17 protein-coding genes are annotated in these 14208 nt (G+C 39.0%); 6 read left to right on the forward strand and 11 right to left on the reverse strand.

Features of this window, described 5'->3' with window-relative positions; genetic code table 11:
- Positions 1-415 (forward strand): pyridoxamine 5'-phosphate oxidase family protein (locus BLS16_RS15755; RefSeq protein WP_242876314.1); only part of this gene is annotated, 415 nt, incomplete at its 5' end.
- Positions 416-546: 131 nt separating this feature from the next.
- Positions 547-1233, forward strand: a complete 687-nt coding sequence (locus BLS16_RS15760) for a Crp/Fnr family transcriptional regulator (RefSeq protein ID WP_092334639.1) — start codon at positions 547-549, stop codon at positions 1231-1233.
- Between the two features lie 108 nt (positions 1234-1341).
- Here the strand turns inward: BLS16_RS15760 and BLS16_RS24055 are convergent, their stop codons facing one another.
- From BLS16_RS24055 to BLS16_RS23730, 7 genes are all read right to left on the reverse strand, one after another.
- Complete coding sequence (locus BLS16_RS24055; protein ID WP_207649765.1) at positions 1342-1500, reverse strand: hypothetical protein; 159 nt, start codon at positions 1498-1500, stop codon at positions 1342-1344.
- Between the two features lie 15 nt (positions 1501-1515).
- Entirely contained in the window at positions 1516-1758 is a 243-nt protein-coding gene (locus BLS16_RS15765) for a 4Fe-4S dicluster domain-containing protein (protein ID WP_092334640.1), read from the reverse strand.
- Positions 1759-1840: 82 nt separating this feature from the next.
- Positions 1841-2527 carry a response regulator transcription factor gene (locus tag BLS16_RS15770; protein WP_014902315.1) on the reverse strand — a complete coding sequence of 229 codons (687 nt, stop codon included), beginning with the start codon at positions 2525-2527 and terminating at the stop codon, positions 1841-1843.
- Positions 2528-2552: 25 nt separating this feature from the next.
- Positions 2553-3710, reverse strand: coding sequence for a HAMP domain-containing sensor histidine kinase (locus tag BLS16_RS15775; RefSeq protein ID WP_092334641.1), 1158 nt, complete (start codon positions 3708-3710; stop codon positions 2553-2555).
- A 182-nt stretch (positions 3711-3892) separates the two neighbouring features.
- On the reverse strand, positions 3893-4102 hold the full coding sequence (locus BLS16_RS15780; RefSeq protein ID WP_092334642.1) for a hypothetical protein: 210 nt from the start codon (positions 4100-4102) through the stop codon (positions 3893-3895).
- A gap of 208 nt (positions 4103-4310) precedes the next feature.
- Positions 4311-4607: a hypothetical protein gene (locus BLS16_RS15785; RefSeq protein ID WP_242876315.1), complete on the reverse strand. Its 297-nt coding sequence runs from the start codon at positions 4605-4607 to the stop codon at positions 4311-4313.
- A 57-nt stretch (positions 4608-4664) separates the two neighbouring features.
- Positions 4665-4832, reverse strand: a complete 168-nt coding sequence (locus BLS16_RS23730) for a hypothetical protein (RefSeq protein WP_176786194.1) — start codon at positions 4830-4832, stop codon at positions 4665-4667.
- 725 nt (positions 4833-5557) lie between these two features.
- Here BLS16_RS23730 and BLS16_RS15795 point away from each other — a divergent pair.
- From BLS16_RS15795 to BLS16_RS15805, 4 genes are all read left to right on the forward strand, one after another.
- Positions 5558-6694: a DNA cytosine methyltransferase gene (locus tag BLS16_RS15795; RefSeq protein ID WP_092334644.1), complete on the forward strand. Its 1137-nt coding sequence runs from the start codon at positions 5558-5560 to the stop codon at positions 6692-6694.
- On the forward strand, positions 6645-7583 hold the full coding sequence (locus BLS16_RS15800; RefSeq protein WP_242876316.1) for a DUF4928 family protein: 939 nt from the start codon (positions 6645-6647) through the stop codon (positions 7581-7583). The genes BLS16_RS15795 and BLS16_RS15800 overlap by 50 nt, the downstream gene beginning before the upstream one ends.
- Positions 7584-7606: 23 nt before the next feature.
- Positions 7607-7732 carry a hypothetical protein gene (locus BLS16_RS24655; protein ID WP_282433758.1) on the forward strand — a complete coding sequence of 42 codons (126 nt, stop codon included), beginning with the start codon at positions 7607-7609 and terminating at the stop codon, positions 7730-7732.
- Between the two features lie 98 nt (positions 7733-7830).
- Positions 7831-9339: an AIPR family protein gene (locus tag BLS16_RS15805; RefSeq protein ID WP_092334646.1), complete on the forward strand. Its 1509-nt coding sequence runs from the start codon at positions 7831-7833 to the stop codon at positions 9337-9339.
- A 507-nt stretch (positions 9340-9846) separates the two neighbouring features.
- Here the strand turns inward: BLS16_RS15805 and BLS16_RS15810 are convergent.
- The 4 genes from BLS16_RS15810 to BLS16_RS15825 form a co-directional block, all read right to left on the reverse strand.
- Positions 9847-10737 carry a hypothetical protein gene (locus tag BLS16_RS15810; protein ID WP_092334647.1) on the reverse strand — a complete coding sequence of 297 codons (891 nt, stop codon included), beginning with the start codon at positions 10735-10737 and terminating at the stop codon, positions 9847-9849.
- Complete coding sequence (locus tag BLS16_RS15815; protein WP_092334648.1) at positions 10730-11263, reverse strand: hypothetical protein; 534 nt, start codon at positions 11261-11263, stop codon at positions 10730-10732. The genes BLS16_RS15810 and BLS16_RS15815 overlap by 8 nt, the downstream gene beginning before the upstream one ends.
- Before the next feature lie 511 nt (positions 11264-11774).
- Positions 11775-12518 (reverse strand): M48 family metalloprotease, encoded by a 744-nt coding sequence (locus BLS16_RS15820; RefSeq protein ID WP_092334649.1) that lies wholly within the window; start codon positions 12516-12518, stop codon positions 11775-11777.
- Between the two features lie 715 nt (positions 12519-13233).
- A complete protein-coding gene (locus BLS16_RS15825) occupies positions 13234-14127 on the reverse strand; it encodes a GIY-YIG nuclease family protein (RefSeq protein ID WP_092334650.1) in 894 nt (297 codons plus the stop codon).
- Positions 14128-14208: the final 81 nt, after the last annotated feature.

Here is a 14208-nt window from a genome sequence, read left to right on the forward strand (position 1 = left end):
GTGTCAACTAATTCATCTGAACAATTTGGAGTCAATTATCAAGGAACGTTCGGGTTCGTTTTGTAACCTGAACCCTATATTTATCTTACAAGGAGTGAGTTTAATGGTTATAACTCAAGAAATTAAAGATGTAATATCAAAGGCTCCGTTTATTCCCATCACTACTGTTTCTGTCCATGGAGAACCGCACATGATCGTAGTAGGAAAAGTAGCAGAAATAAGAGAAGCTGATATACTAGGGTTTGGTATCTACAAGATGGAGGTCACTCAACAAAACATCAAAGATAACGGAATGATGCAGGTTGTAATAGCAACGATGGAAGGTGGCCCCAAAGGCTACAGGCTCACAGGCAAAGCATGTATAGAAGAGAAACTGGTTTTATTTAAGGCAGAAAAGGTAGAGGTGCTTCTGTAGAATCTCCTGAATGCACAATAATCCCGCTTATGACAGGCGGGATTATTGTGCATTTCAGGTTTTAGTATTGTTGGACATTTCTCTGATACACTCTATTTTAGCAACCCTTATTATGCATGAGGAGGAAAAGCATGAAGCATTGCATTATCTGTCTGCAGCAATTGGACCTATTTCAGGGACTAGAACGAGATCAATTTACTAACTTGTGTCAATGTACGAATAGAAAGAGATTGTCCAGAGGACACTACCTTTTTCGTCAAGGAGAGGCAACAAGTACCATATACCTAATAAAATCGGGTAAGCTGAAACTCGTACAAACTGCCGAGGATGGCCATGAAACAATACTGGATGTATGCGGCCCCGGTGAAGTCTTAGGTGAATTGTCCTTATATCAAGAACAAAATGCACACTCAAGCGCCATAGCTATGGAAGAGGTTTGCATATGCTGTTTCAGTAAACTCCAATTTGAAGGGTTAATCAAACAAGATCCTTCGTTTGCCCTGAGGATTATTGGCTACTTAGGGCAAAAACGTTATGAAACCATGTTGAAATTAAGAAAAGAATCTGGATTACCCGTTAAAGAGAGATTGTTGCAACTTTTTTATCGTTTAGCTGAACAATATGGACAAGAAAGGCCGACCTCGACTTTGATAGATCTAAAAATCACCCAGCAAGAATTAGCTGATATGATCGGTTCTTCGCGTATTATGGTTATTCAGGCACTTAAAGAGTTTAAAGCTGCTAATATAATTGACCGGGAAAAAAGATATTTCGTCTTGAAAAACGACCCTTGCATCAGTATTCATACCTTCGAATAATGTAACTACTCTTTAACTCAGGTATGTTACTGCAATTGCGAATCATTAAATCGAAAAAGAGCACCCTTATTTGAGCGCTCTTCGGTCTAAACTGTCAATGGATTGGTGTCATCTTAAATTCTCTATCTCCTCTTCAGACATACCTGTAATGTCGGAGATTGACTTAAAATCCATACCCTTCTTAAGCAGTTTTTTTGTAACTTTCTTTTTTTCTTCTGAGCATGTCACCAAACGTTTAAAACGTAGGAGCACATGCTCCTTTGACATTAGGGGTTAGGAGATTCACCCTATTTTAATCGCCCGCTCATGGCAGTTAATCTGACATTTTCTACACTGGGTGCAGGCCGATGCCTTAATGACATAAGCTCTTGAATTACCCTTGACTTTGATTTTCAATCTTCCAAACATACCAAGCCGGTCATAGTCCTCCTGCTTGATTTCTTTTAAGGCCAGTACCTTAGCCGGACATTTGCTGACACAGACACCGCAGCCATCGCAGCGATTCAAATTAACGTTTACACTCATAAATCAACACTCCTCTGACTACTTTGCACTTTTTCTTTTAATGCTCATTAGATGCACGATTGATAACTGAACTTATAAGTCTTCAGGAATTAAAGCGGTAACCGGTTCCCCAGAGGGTCTCTATATATTCCGGATTGGCCGGATCTTTTTCAATCTTCTTCCTGATCTTTTGGATATGAACGGCCACAGTTGCCAGATCACCATAGTATTCCGCACTCCAAAGCTTATCGAAAAGGTGCTCCTTACTGAACACCAGGTTGGGATTGGAGGCGAAAAAGAGCAAGAGTTCGTATTCCTTGGCCGTGAGCTGCACTTCTTTGCCGTTGACATAGACTTTATGGGCGGCTGTATTGATTTCCAGCCCGCGGTAATTGATGATTTCCAGAGCTGAATTCCTGCCCGTCAAGCGTTCATAGCGGTTTAAATGGGATTTGATGCGGGCCATCAGCTCCGCTGGACTGAAAGGCTTGGTCAGATAATCATCGGCCCCATAATCCAGTCCCCTGATTTTATCAATATCCTCACTCCTGGCCGACAGAACGATAATCGGAATCTCCAGCTTCCGCCGGACTTCTTTGATAATCGTAAAACCATCTTTTTGCGGCAGCATCAAATCCACAATCAGAATGTCATAGACCCCGGTGAGAGCTTTCTGTAGCCCTGCCTCCCCATCCATAACGATGTCCACCTTATAGCCGTTTAGCTGCAGGTAATCCCGCTCCATCTCCGCAATATTTAAATCATCCTCAACGATCAGGACACTTTTCATGATCTCCCACCCACTTTCATGACCTCTATTTCTGAACAGGCAGCTTGATTGTAAAACGGGACCCTTCCCCGCTGATACTGACAACCGTTATTTTTCCTCCCTGGGCCTCAATCAGCTCTTTGGCAATCGCCAGCCCCAGCCCTGTACTCACAAAATCCTTGGAACGTTCAAGGTCAATCCGGTAAAATCGGTCAAAGATGTGCGGGAGCCGGTCGGCCGGAATTCCCGGACCATTGTCTGCGATATTGATGCAAACATACTCCTCCTGCTCAGATAACTCCATGACCACTTTTAAATCCTGCTCCGGACCATATTTCACAGCATTGTCCACGATATTCCTGATTGCCTGATAGACCCGTTTCCCGTCAATCCTGACCGGATAATCCTGGTCTGTCTGATCCCGGTAGGAAAACTCAAGTTGCTTTTCTTCAAATTCAAACTTCAGTTCAATTGCCAAATCTTCTAGGTAGGCTTGGATGTTCAGGATTTCATAATTCATGTTTAATTTGTCCATATCCAGTTTAGAGAATAAAAACAGGTCATCAATCAGCTTGTTCATATACACGGTATTACTGTAAATGGTCTTCAGGTACGGATTCAGTTGCTCCGGCTGGGTAACATATCCCTCCATGATCATTTCCAGGTAGCCCTGAATCGACGTGATCGGCGTTTTTAAATCATGAGAAATGTTCGCGACCAAATTCTTTCTGTTTTCCTCATACTCCTGATTGATTCGTTCGCTTTCCTGGAGTTTAAGGGCCATCTCATTAAATGAATGAATTAACTGCGCAAACTCATTTTGAACCTCTGGCTGAATCGACACATTATAATTGCCTTGGCCGATTTCGGTGAATCCATTCTTCAGCTGTTCGATCGGCTTAAAGACCTTCTTTTCCAAGCGCTGGTAAAAGATAAAGTGGACCATTTCCTTGGTAATAAGAATAAGTGCAAAAATTACACCGATGGCCTTCAGTCCCATCCAATAGTACAGCAGGAATAAAAGAAACAGAGTTAAAAGGAAACCGATGGGGCGGAAAAACTTCATGGATCTGCGCATGCTGCGGAATTCCTCGTAATTCCAGTCCGGGAATTCCCCGTGCTTCAAATGACGATATTTCTCATGATGCAACTTTTCTTGATGAAGCCGATGATAAAACTTACGAAAATCATGGTTTGATCTCAACTTTGTTCACCTTCTTCCTTGATAATTTTTAACATTGTTTTTCCCTTTATCATAAACCGCTCTTGCTGTTCTCATGTGTTTATTTTAATTCATAGTTTTAAATATACTATAAAGCAATTTTAAAAACTTTATAAAAAATTTATGTTGGATAGGAATTTTATTTTCCTCCACACATATACGATTTAATCTATTTGATGGTCTATATCAAGGTATTTTTGAGGAACATTGAGCTGTTGGTTAACAGCTTCCCACCACTTAAAGCTTCTGTGCGGTTGAACTTGAAGCATAATGCTGCCAGGTGGAGGGTCATGGTTGTCCGACAGCCAGAGATTAAGATGAATCAATATCTTTTTTATGGCAACTTCATCCTCAATAAACGATATTATCCTCATTTAGCCGTTGCACTTCGGACATAATAGAGGATTAACATGGTAGATTTTCTGAATAAGCCGTGCCCTGTTTTTACGGAATTTCTTCCTTCCAATATTAGAGGAACCTGCGCGGAACGACAATATATGACAGCATGTTAGACGTTCCGCCGAGTAGAAAAAGAGCACCCTTAATTGAGCGCTCTTCGGTCTAAACTGTCATGGATTGGTGTCATCTTAAATTCTTTATCTCCTCTTCGGACATACCTGTAATGTCGGAGATTGCCTTAAAATCCATACCCTTCTCAAGAAGTCTTTTTGTTACTTTCTTTTTTACCTCTTCTCTGCCTTCTTTTTTGCCTTCTTCTCTGCCTTCTTCTCTACCTTCTTTTTTACTTTGCCTTATTGCCTCTCGTAACCTCAGTTCAGCTTCTCTAACCGCAGCCATTTCATCAAGAACTGCCTTGCGTCTATCATAATATTCTTCGCGTATCTTTGGATCATCGCTTGACTTTTCCCATTCGTCCATCGCTTGATTCAACACTGAGTCTTGCATCGCAATCTCCTCCAATATCTTTGAATTTCCCTATTCAGAATCACGGTTTTCATCTTTAATGGCAATGACTTTGAGCCCAGGAGACGGCTCTTCATCCATAAATTCTCCTTCTCCCTCCTGCTGTGCTTTTAAAAGGATATCCAGGGCATCTGCGACTCTAGCCGCAAGCTGAAAATACATGATTTTAAAATCCGGCATCCTAATTTATCCCCCCTATTTCAAGCAGCGCAAAGCTCCAGGTCATGACCCGAACCTGCCGTCTTGCTTTTTATAGGGGAAATTAAAAAGCGCATGCGAGGTTTTTTTCACCCTACACATGCGCTAAGCTTCGTTATTTGCTGAATCCTAAACACCCAACCCACATCAACCGGAAGCAAACCGACTGTGAACAGAAAAGCAGTCCGCATAACCGATACGCGAACAGTTCCTTGCTGCCTGGGTCAGGAATAGGCTGAATCTCCTGCTGCGTGAAGCCGCACAGTCTGCTCCCTGCCGACGTCCCATTACACTCGCTTCACCTGCAGCTCAAGCAGCTTGCTTGTGCATAAACGGGCAGCATTGTATAATGAAAATGTCGTCGTGGACAGTCTGTTACGTGTAGGTGCCAACTCACCTGCTCGTGCCTGGAAGTGCTGCAACACTTTCAGGTCACGGCGACTTTTCAATTTCCACCTATTTCTAATTATAGCTTTTTTGGCGGGGATTGCAAGGTATGGGAGAGGGGCAGAGGGAAAAAACCGTCGTGTCCACTTCGGATCTTTATGAGAAAACAGACAAATTAGCAAGAAAAAAATATTGTACCAAGAACATATGTTTGATACTATATGATTAACAAGTTGACATCTCCACCTTTGTGAAAATAAACAAATCACTTTGGTTGGTTATTATAATTATTTTACTTCAAATGAACGGAGGTAGACGTTATGCAATCAGGGAAAAAGGATCATAAAGTCAATTTAGCGTCTGCTCCATGGACAATGCATGAGTTTTTTGCAGGAAGCGGCTTAGTTGCTTATGGTTTAAAAGGTATGTTCCGCCCTGTTTGGGCAAATGATATTTGCTCTAAGAAAGCTGCCGTCTACAAGGAAAATTTCACAAGCAAGCACTTTGTACTGAATGACATCAAAAACATATCCGGGACTGGTTTGCCTTACGCTCATTTATCTTGGGCAAGTTTTCCTTGCCAGGATTTGTCCTTGGCAGGCTCCCTGGGTGGGATTGACGGGGAACGCAGCGGTCTGGTTTGGGAATGGCTGCGCATATTAGAGGAAATGCCGGAAAAACCGGCGCTTTTATTAATTGAGAACGTTACAGGCTTATTATCTTCAAATACCGGCGCAAACTACATAAAACTTCATTATGCCTTATTGCGATTGGGCTATAAGAGCGGTGCCATCTTGATTAACGCAGCGCTTTTCGTTCCGCAGTCCAGACCGAGGGTTTTTGTGATTGCGATCAGGCAGGACATGCCCATTCCCTCTGAATTATGTGACTCCGGGCCTAACTGGTTACATAATCAAGCTGCCGTTACTCTTGGCCGTACTTTGCCCCACTGGATATGGTGGCGCACCGACAAGCCGCCCAAGCGAAAAAAAAGCCTTGTTGACATGATTGACTTCAATCTGCCCTATGACAAAGACGATGCCTTGAAGCTTATACCACCCCATCATCAGAAAAAGCTGGAGGAGTTTGACGAGATTGTGGCAACGGGTTATCGTCGCACAAGGCACGGAAAACAGTGTTTAGAACTCCGTTTTGACGGAATAGCTGGTTGCCTGAGGACGCCGGAAGGCGGCAGCAGTAAACAGTTTTTGATTGTCAAAAAAGATGGAGATCTGCACGCGAGACTACTGTCCCCACGCGAGGCCGCCCGTCTGATGGGCGCACCGGATAGTTACATCCTTCCCGGTACTAACAACGACGGTTATAAAGCTATGGGAGACGCTGTCGCGCTTCCTGTCGCTTCATTTATCGGTAAATCTTTTTTGACAAAACTGGCGGAGGTTATCTATGATGAACAGCGCAACCAACCGATTGAAAGAATTTCAAGCGGAGCATAACGCTTACACAAAGGGGCCGCTTTCCTTATTAGTTCAGTTAACTCGAATGGTTCGGGCGAAGAATTTACCCCTTGACCCCAATGACTTTTTAACAGAAAACAAAGGCCAGGTCGCGGGCCTTGGCGGGGCAAACTTAAAGAAGATACTTGAAGAATATGGCATTAATCGTACTTTAGCTTCTGAAGGGGGTCGCACCAGCCGCGGAAATATGGGACTTATGATCAAGTACCTAGAGTTTCTTAATGCTTGGCATGCAGCCGAAGTCATCAATTTTGACGATGCAGAAAGTTTTTGGGCCGAGCAGGTCCGCGATTATTTTAACAACCTTCCCTTTACCTTGACTGCCGATCCATCTCGGACGATTGGAGCAAGTTTGGACGAACTGTTCGAACAAGCCAAAAAGCGCCAGAAAGAAAACCCAGGCACACAATACTTAGGCACGATGCTTCAACATCTTGTCGCTGCCAGGCTATCTCTGTTACTTCCGCCAGGCAAATTTGAAATTCATGGCGCTTCAGTTGCTGATTCCACGACTGACCGCAGCGGCGATTTTGTAATCAGCAATACAATTTTTCATTGCACCACCGCCCCCGGTGAGCCGTTAATACAGAAATGCAAAATGAATATCCACGCCGGTTGCCTTCCGGTAATCATTACTATCTTTAACCGTGTTCGTACAGCACTTGACCTTGCTACGGACGCTGATTTAAGCGGACGAATTGAAGTATGGGACATCCAGCAATTTCTTTCTACTAATGTTAACGAGCACAGCCTGTTTGACGGTACAGCACGAAACGCAAAACTTGCAGAGATTATTGGAAAATATAATGCTATTATTGACGAGAAGGAAACAGATCCCAGCCTGCGGATAGAATTTGAAGCGAAGTAACGTTAGATGGAGGTATTGCTGAAATGGCTAATGGGTTAACAAATACACAAGTTCTTCTAAATGCCTATATAAAGCAGGAGCATGAAGAAAATCCACAATACTTGCGCGAAGATGTTTTTTTGAATTTTTCGCAGCTTCACAAGTATTAAAGGAATACGATTTAAGCGATGAAGAAATTGAAAATGGATTATGCGACGCTTCTTTAGACGGAGGATGCGATGGCATCTTTTTATTTGCAGACGGATCTTTGATTGATGAGAATGTAACTACATTTGAACAAATAAAAAAAGGAGCAACTTTAGACTTTTATATATTTCAGGGCAAGAACACTACATCTTTTGGTGAAGATGCTTTAATGAAATGGAAAACTACTTGTTCTAATTTATTTGATATGGACAAGAATATTGACTTATTCAAAGATAGATATAATTCTAAAGTGCGAGCTTTATTTGATCATTTTCGCAATGTATATATTAGTCTCGTTAGGAAAAGTCCAAAAATTAATATTCGATTTTGCTATGTTACTAAGGGACATGAAGTACATCCAAATGTTCAAAAGCAAGCCGAGGAGTTGTGCTCGTTAGTCAAAGGACTTTTTCCGAACCCATTAACTTCTGTAGATGTAAGCTTTATTGGTGCAGATAAGTTATATGAACTTGCTAATAAAATTGCAAATAATGAATTTACTCTTTTATTATCTGAAAATCCTCTGACAAATGCTTCATCGAAAGTATTCGTAGCCTTAGTTAATCTTGCTGAATATTATAAATTTATGGTAAACGAAAACAAAGAGCTTGTTCGACACATATTTGAAGCAAATGTTCGGGATTACCAAGGTAATATAGCTGTCAATAAAGATATTCATGATACATTAGAAAATCCTGCTAGTGAAAATTTCTGGTGGCTGAATAATGGCGCAACAATTATCGCTTCAAATGCAACCCTTGTGACAGGAAAAACATTGGTTCTAAGCGATCCAGAAATTGTTAACGGCTTACAGACCTCCACAGAAATTTATAACTATTTCACAAAATATCAAGAACGTCTTGAAAATGAATATCGGGATCTACTAGTTAGGGTAATTGTACCAACAACAGAGGATTCGAGGGATAAAATAATATTTGCAACTAACAATCAAACACCTATTCAAAAATCCTCTTTACGGGCGACAGATACGATCCATAGACAAATAGAAATGTATTTTAAAGGAAAAGACCTGTATTATGACAGGCGGAAGAATCACTATAAAAACAATGGGAAAAAGGCTGCCAAAATAGTTAGCTTGCCATTTTTATCGCAATGTCTCATATCCGTTTTATTGCAAAGTCCTAATGACGCTAGGGCTAGACCATCAACCCTTTTAGCAGATGATACTCGCTATAATGCGTTATATAAGCCTGATCAAGATTTAGATGTATTCTACCACATAGCATATATTGGAAAGCGAATTGAAAGCGTTCTAAAAGCAAAATGTGATTATACAACAACACAATCATCTGATATAAAATTCTACGTGCTTTATGCTGTATTCGCAAAATTGCTAAAAAAAGTAAATGCGACTTCAAAAGACGTTGTTTCCTTATTCCCAGATTCCGTTTCAGAGGATTTTGTTATAGAAACCGCTTCAGAAATCTTTTCGCTATACACAAAATTAGGAGGAACTGATAGAGTAGCTAAGGGGCCGGACTTAATCGGCGCACTGAAAGATAAATTGAGATCAGATTTCTCTCTACAGAATGGCAGTGAAACTAAGTGAGAATTCTCCATTATCTAATTTGCGACGGTGTTCTAGAAATATGATACCATCGATTGTCGATTTTTCTATTTGTTTATAACGGAAAGAATTTCAAGCGGAGCACAACGCTTACACAAAGGGGACGCTTTCCTTATTAGTTCAGTTAACTCGAATGGTTCGGGAGAAGTCTTTACCGCTTAACACCAATAACTTTTTTTCACCGAAAACAAAGGCCCGGTCTTGGGCCTTGGCGGGTCAAACTTAAAGAAGATACTTAAGAATATGGCATTACTCGTACTTCTAACAGAGCCTTCTTTTCCTTTCGCAACTATATCGTCATGATCATTATATCCAGCTATTTATGGACAGACAATGCCGTCAGCTTTATGACTGTTAAACTCAGACCCTACAATTAATAACTCTTGAATTTTAAGAAGTGACTACAATCGCCCTATGCTGTATCTTTGGGTCATTATCTATGAGTTTATTTATGCTGGGTATCATACTTGATTTCCTAATACTGTCCTTTTAAATTTCAGCTTTTCTCTTAGAATTTGTCTGCAAGAGCTCGTCAGAAAATATTCCTTTATAAATCTCATCATCCAAGAATTTCAGTACATTCTTCAATTCCTTCTTATCACTTGGAAGGTTCAGTTTACCCTTTTTAACCGAAAGTGTCATTCCAATGCTCTTCGCCTTGTCATTGATTTGTTTTACAGTAAATTTATTGAAGATCCCAGAATCGTCAATTAATGCAATCTTTCTTCTGACCCAAGAATCTGCGTGTAATTTGAATGTAGAACTATCTTCAATCTTTATTTTAGGATTATTAATAAATGTCTCAACATCAGTGTTGGTAGCAACTCTGTAATATTCAGATAAATCAAATATCTGCCGCGCAAAATAATAAGAATCAAAAATTAAAAAATTGTCATCATAAACACAGTCCACAATATCATTTATTGTTATTCCGTATCTTTTATCCCTATCAAAAGTATCTTTATCATGGTAAAGATTGATGCCTTTTCTGCTGATATACTGGTCTCTTCGAAATCTCTGAAAAGCTATGGTAAATTTCTTACCTTTTTGATTGGAAATTGATTTTTCCCCCACAAATAAAGTTTTTATATCTGGAAGCTTTTTTAGATTAGGCTGAAATGCTGTAACTCCAATAGGATTTTTTATTGCATTGATTATATTTTCTTGCATTTCAAAATTTGAAATACTTAATATTTCTTCTTTGTCCGGTTTATATGTACCGGTAAAAGCGATTTGTGATTTGTTTTGCACTAAAGCATTATAAGAATCGCTAAATAGTTCACAAATATCCGATTGAGTATCTTTTGTAAGCTCAATTCTAGTGATTTGCTCTGTTCCATCCTGAGCAAGAATTGCAAACAATGATTTATTTTCAAACATCTTTACCCTCCTGCATAATCAGAAAGTATTCTGTCACTCGGTTGACAACGCCAACCTCATCCTTATTTCTGATTATTACCTTTGTCATGAGCAAATAATTTCCAATACCATTTTCACATTCAACATCATAGAAATGATAACCAATAATAAACAGCAAGGGATTCGCAGACATAGAATTTGAAAATATCATAGATAAATACACCAAGCTAGCAAATCCAAAAAATAGCAAAGGATTATATTTATCAAATGCAATGCTAGCAAAAGGAAAAATATAAGAAATCATATATAAAATTACAGGTCTATCATTTTGAGTTACTTTCTTGGCATGTATCTCTATTAATGATAACCTTTTAAGTGCATTTTTAAAAGACATTGTTAAAAATGCTATTAGTACAGAAGCTACTACGACCGCAATGACGCTTGGCATCCATGTCTTTTTCATTACCCACCATGAGATAGCAAACCCTAACCAAATTGGTGCAGAAATAGACAAAATCCATATACCTTTTTGCAATCTATTTATCATCCTATCACCATCCTTCAAGCAATGCTTTCTCTGAGTTTGCTTATGAAAAGAGAGGTTCCATGAACCTGACCGGAACAGAAACCAAGGGATCCATTCCGGCGAATACGGGTAGTGTCTTAATAACTATGTGCATGGAAAAACAGCTTTTGACATTAAAAACCGTGCTCATGGACTTCAAACGATGTAGCGCAAACCAAAAAAATTAAAGTCAGACCCACCGGGCTTGTACCAAGAATCTTATGCGTGTAAGATTTTTGGTACAAGCCGAGGAGAAGGCACCCACCTTGTCGGGATTGCCCGAAGTCTGAGTTTGCTATGGGGCGGAAAGATCGTAAGATTCTGATTACCTAGAGGGAAAAAGGGGGTTGATTAGTAAACCTTAATTAGCTTTTGCGGTCGTAGTCTATATGCCCTTCGTTGATATTGCATAGAATACCCGAATATCAGTTTGCAACTTAGAACGATTGGCTATTGTTTTTCTTTTAATATCCTTCATCAAATTACTTCAAAATTAACGTTTAAACATTTGTTTTACTACATTTATAAATTTAATGTCTGTAAATATTCGTATGACTTCTTGTGAAAAAGCAAATGGATCGTTAATTTCTAATTCATTACATATACGCATCATAATTTTATCGATTAATTCTGGGCAAAATTCTTCATATTCTTCAGGAAAAACTATTCTATCTTCATTTGAGGGATATCCGTCGAAATATGGATTGTTTTCTCCAAGCATTTTGTGAATATTTTCTAAATCGGAATATACAATTAAGCCCGTATCCCTTGCCGCCTTTACCCCAGTCACATCTGCACGAAGCTCTATAAGAACCGAAACCGCTTTAAGTACTTTTGAACTACTGCAATGCAATAACTTATTTATTATCATAGAATCACGATATTTTATATGAGCAATCTCATGGGCAAGGGACCAGTTCAAGAGTTTGGGGTATTGCTGAGAGACGAGAAATAAAGGTCCAGTACATGAAATTGTATTAAACATTTTGAACATCCGAGTAAAGACATTCAAATTAGTTGGGTTTCTATAAGACATAAAGGGACTTTCAATTAATATCCATATCTTTGCCTTGACTTCCATATATGATTTTAGACGATCACATATTTCATACAGATCGGAATTTTTTCGTTTACTTAATATTTTAAAACCATAGTAACCATTGAAAATAAACCCAAACAGAAGAAAAATAACAATGATTTGTATAATTACGACGTATAATAAACCAGTTATATCCATACCTCCCAGTAGTTTCGGTGATATTTTTAGAAGTAAATGCGTTAATTTAGCTTTTCTTTCTAAGTCCTCTTAGCCAAGATCTTCTCAATCAAATATCATCTTTTCTGATCGTAATTGATCATATTATGGGGTACACGACAAGCCCATCCAAAATATCTTTTCAATAAGTTCTTAGTCATGGAGGATTTTAACACTTGAATTTATATCTACTTATATCATTCCAAAGTACCTAAAAGCGTTTTTAATCCTCTTGTTTTTCTAACGAACAAGGCTGCACCCAGCAAGTCGGTGGATACCTTTTGGCAGATATCTTTGGATTTAGATCACATAATTCTTTCATAATAAGCAATCTAGTATGATTTTGGTATGAAGCCGTTATTAAGCTTTACTTAATCCTGAATTTTTATAGGCTGCCATAATAAATTCTCCTTTCGAAGACTGGTCACAATAAAGCCGCAAATAGTACACCACTTATCTAAATATTCTTCATAAGTACCTAAATCCCTCCACAGTATTAAATACAATATAAATAAGACGCATATTTCAGCGTCAAAACCGTTACTCAAACGCTAATGGTATAACTTGACTCTATTCTAGCGATTCACTCCACCCAAGCACATCGCCGAACTGTTTCAGTTCATCTTTACCAAGCCAGTTATCGTCCTTTAAAGATGCACCATGATTTGGTAGTTAGCCAGTGATTCTCTTTATTCAGTTATTTTATTCTTCCCCATTTTTTAAGCCATTTAATTCTAGCTTCGATTTCTTCAGGTGCACGCTGTAACAACCTTGTCATATCCTCTAGCGAAGCTTTTCTTGTAATCAAGAATGTCAAAATAGCATCTTCTTTGTAAATCCATTTAGAATAGGCAAATGTATGTAGTTGTCTAGCTATCTTTTTTTCTAATTTGGTGATCTTTTGTATCTTCTTGGGCATCTTCCATTCTATTCCTGCATTTACCCTTGAACCTAGATTCTGCAGCAAACCATGGGTAGTTTTGTCAACATTGGGGTAATTCAAAAATTCAAAAAACAAATTTGCATTCGACAAATTCTCAATCTTTCCTAACCAATTCATATCCGGCTTATTTATATGTGTTCCAATATTAAAGTACTTTGAAATAGCTTTTTGAATTTGTGATTCCAAAATAGTAGCTGATTCATAGTTAGAATCCATTCTACAAGCCCAAAGCATAATTCTTGGCATGAATTCTTCTACAACATAATCAAACCAGGAGTCATTGAAGTTGTCTTCTGGGTTTAAATCGTTTTTAGGGTTAAGTCTCAAAACGTTTGTAGATGCCCACAGTTTGTTTTCTAACGCTAATTTTCTATAGTATTTGAAGTAATCTTTAGAACCGCGGTGACTCATTAATTCATAGATATCCTGGTCAGGACGTACTCTCCATATCGCTCGGTTTCCTCGTTTCATACCTTCTGCATGCTCAAACCAGCGGTTTTCAAAATTGATAGTTGTACCAACATAAATAATTCGGTTTACCGAACCTGAATGGACAAGTAAATAAACACCTGGTCCATTTACATACTTATGTTTGATTAGACTTCCTCCAGAAATCCATTTTAGATTACATATTACTTGAACGGTCATAGATAAAGCCCCTTAGCTATAAATACTTAGCATCACCAATAGGAATAGAGTATACTCCAGAACTCCTCACCTTTATTGGTT

The organism is Desulfosporosinus hippei DSM 8344, from assembly GCF_900100785.1.
In the GTDB taxonomy this organism is placed as follows: Bacteria; Bacillota; Desulfitobacteriia; order Desulfitobacteriales; family Desulfitobacteriaceae; genus Desulfosporosinus; species Desulfosporosinus hippei.

What these genes read in the sequence shown, in the direction of transcription:
- BLS16_RS15760 (WP_092334639.1), top strand. Translation starts at nt 547, where the DNA reads ATGAAGCATTGCATTATCTGTCTGCAGCAATTGGACCTATTTCAGGGA.
- BLS16_RS24055 (WP_207649765.1), bottom strand. Translation starts at nt 1,500, where the DNA reads ATGTCAAAGGAGCATGTGCTCCTACGTTTTAAACGTTTGGTGACATGC.
- BLS16_RS15765 (WP_092334640.1), bottom strand. Translation starts at nt 1,758, where the DNA reads ATGAGTGTAAACGTTAATTTGAATCGCTGCGATGGCTGCGGTGTCTGT.
- BLS16_RS15770 (WP_014902315.1), bottom strand. Translation starts at nt 2,527, where the DNA reads ATGAAAAGTGTCCTGATCGTTGAGGATGATTTAAATATTGCGGAGATG.
- BLS16_RS15780 (WP_092334642.1), bottom strand. Translation starts at nt 4,102, where the DNA reads ATGAGGATAATATCGTTTATTGAGGATGAAGTTGCCATAAAAAAGATA.
- BLS16_RS15785 (WP_242876315.1), bottom strand. Translation starts at nt 4,607, where the DNA reads ATGGACGAATGGGAAAAGTCAAGCGATGATCCAAAGATACGCGAAGAA.
- BLS16_RS23730 (WP_176786194.1), bottom strand. Translation starts at nt 4,832, where the DNA reads ATGCCGGATTTTAAAATCATGTATTTTCAGCTTGCGGCTAGAGTCGCA.
- BLS16_RS15795 (WP_092334644.1), top strand. Translation starts at nt 5,558, where the DNA reads ATGCAATCAGGGAAAAAGGATCATAAAGTCAATTTAGCGTCTGCTCCA.
- BLS16_RS15800 (WP_242876316.1), top strand. Translation starts at nt 6,645, where the DNA reads ATGATGAACAGCGCAACCAACCGATTGAAAGAATTTCAAGCGGAGCAT.
- BLS16_RS24655 (WP_282433758.1), top strand. Translation starts at nt 7,607, where the DNA reads ATGGCTAATGGGTTAACAAATACACAAGTTCTTCTAAATGCCTATATA.
- BLS16_RS15810 (WP_092334647.1), bottom strand. Translation starts at nt 10,737, where the DNA reads ATGTTTGAAAATAAATCATTGTTTGCAATTCTTGCTCAGGATGGAACA.
- BLS16_RS15815 (WP_092334648.1), bottom strand. Translation starts at nt 11,263, where the DNA reads ATGATAAATAGATTGCAAAAAGGTATATGGATTTTGTCTATTTCTGCA.
- BLS16_RS15820 (WP_092334649.1), bottom strand. Translation starts at nt 12,518, where the DNA reads ATGGATATAACTGGTTTATTATACGTCGTAATTATACAAATCATTGTT.
- BLS16_RS15825 (WP_092334650.1), bottom strand. Translation starts at nt 14,127, where the DNA reads ATGACCGTTCAAGTAATATGTAATCTAAAATGGATTTCTGGAGGAAGT.